Annotated in this window: 3 protein-coding genes; all 3 read left to right on the top strand. The window is 68.6% G+C overall.

Annotated features, from left to right (window positions below; all coding sequences use genetic code 11):
• Window positions 1-681 (top strand): SDR family oxidoreductase (locus tag G3N99_RS39840; protein ID WP_206125145.1); only part of this gene is annotated, 681 nt, incomplete at its 5' end.
• 37 nt (window positions 682-718) lie between these two features.
• Window positions 719-1,246 (top strand): cupin domain-containing protein, encoded by a 528-nt coding sequence (locus G3N99_RS39835; RefSeq protein ID WP_039344094.1) that lies wholly within the window; start codon window positions 719-721, stop codon window positions 1,244-1,246.
• An 18-nt stretch (window positions 1,247-1,264) separates the two neighbouring features.
• Window positions 1,265-1,668, top strand: a 404-nt coding sequence (locus G3N99_RS39830; protein ID WP_206125144.1) for an alpha/beta fold hydrolase, incomplete at its 3' end; no start/stop codon positions are given.

Below are 1,668 nucleotides of genomic sequence, written 5' to 3'. Positions count from 1 at the left end.
GCGCTCGTCGCGGCGGGCGCGCAGGTCGCGTTCGGCGACGTGCTGGCCGACGAAGGCCGTGCGCTTGCCGCGCAACTCTCGGAAGCCGGCCATGTCGCGCATTTCTTCGCGCTCGACCTCGCCGATCCGGCGAGCGTCACCGCGTTCGTCGCGCAGGGCGCGGCGGCGCTCGGCGGCATCGATGCGCTGATCAACAACGCGGCGATCACGAACTCGGGCGGCAAGCTGTCGACCGAGCTCGACGTGGCGACGTGGGACGCCGTGATGAACGTGAACGTGCGCGGCGTGTGGCTCGTCAGCAATGCGGCGCTGCCGTACCTCGCGCAGTCGGGCCGCGGCGCGATCGTGAACCTCGCATCGGACACCGCGCTGTGGGGCGCGCCGAAGCTGCTCGCGTACGTCGCGAGCAAGGGCGCGGTGATCGCGATGACGCATGCGCAGGCGCGCGAGTTCGGCGCGCACGGCGTGACGGTCAATGCGATCGCGCCGGGGCTGACCGAAGTCGAGGCGACCGCCTACGTGCCGGCCGAGCGCCACGCGTTCTACATGCAGGGCCGCGCGCTCACGCGTGCGCAGGTGCCCGACGACGTGACGGGCCCCGTGCTGTTCCTGCTGTCGGACGGCGCGCGCTTCGTGACGGGTCAACTGCTGCCGGTGAACGGCGGCTTCGTGATGAATTGATTGAATTGAAGTTTTCACTCTGATGAAGGAGAGGACGATGGCGGACGCCGATCTCGAACGCAAGTCGTGGGACCAGCCGGAAGGCGCAAGCTTCAACGACTGGATGGAAGGGCGCGTGGCGCGCTATGCGACGCGACGCTACGACTGGGATGCACTGAAGTTCCAGGCCGACTACGACCCGAAGTACCGCCGTGCGCAGATGCGCTACGTCGGCACGGGCGGCACGGGCGTCGCGAAGGACGTCAACACGGTGCCGGCCGGCGGCTTCACGTTCTCGACGATGGTCATCCCGGCCGGCAACATCGGCCCGAGCCACATCCACATGGACGTCGAGGAAATCTTCTTCGTGCTGCGCGGCAAGATGAAGGTGATCTGCGAGCGTGACGGCGAGACGTGGGAAGCGATCCTCGGCGAGCGCGACCTGATCTCGGTGCCGCCGGGCGTGTATCGCACGGAAATCAACATCGGCGAGGAAGATGCGCTGATGTGCGTGATGCTCGGTTCGCCGAAGCCGGTCACGCCGACGTATCCGCCCGATTCGCCGCTCGCGAAGATCAAGCGCTGAGACGGAGCGGGTGAAGCAATGAGTGTCATCGACAAACGTGAACGCGACCGCACTGCGGCGTTCGCCGCGCTGCTCGGGCAGTTTCCCGAACAGCGTTGCGCGGCCGGCGCAGCGGGCACGATCGGTTATCGCGAGGCCGGCGCGCAGCATGCAGGCCGTGCGCTGCCCGTCGTGCTGCTGCACGGCATCGGCTCGGGCGCCGCATCGTGGGTCCACCAGCTCGACTCGCTCGGCGCATCGCGGCGCGTGCTCGCGTGGGATGCGCCCGGTTATGGCGTGTCGACGCCGGTGCACGGCGCGTCGCCGGCTGCCGCCGATTACGCGGCATCGCTGAACGCGTGGCTCGAGGCGCTCGGCATCGAACGCTGCGTGCTGGTCGGTCATTCGCTTGGCGCGATCATCGCGGGCGGTCTCGCCCGCGA

The organism is Burkholderia sp. Ac-20392 (genome assembly GCF_017104585.1).
GTDB classification, from domain to species: domain Bacteria; phylum Pseudomonadota; class Gammaproteobacteria; order Burkholderiales; family Burkholderiaceae; genus Burkholderia; species Burkholderia lata.
This window is presented reverse-complemented; position numbering and strand designations above follow the sequence as displayed.

Bases quoted from the DNA above. Each gene is read 5' to 3' on its own strand.
- G3N99_RS39835 (WP_039344094.1), top strand. From the start codon at position 719: ATGGCGGACGCCGATCTCGAACGCAAGTCGTGGGACCAGCCGGAAGGC.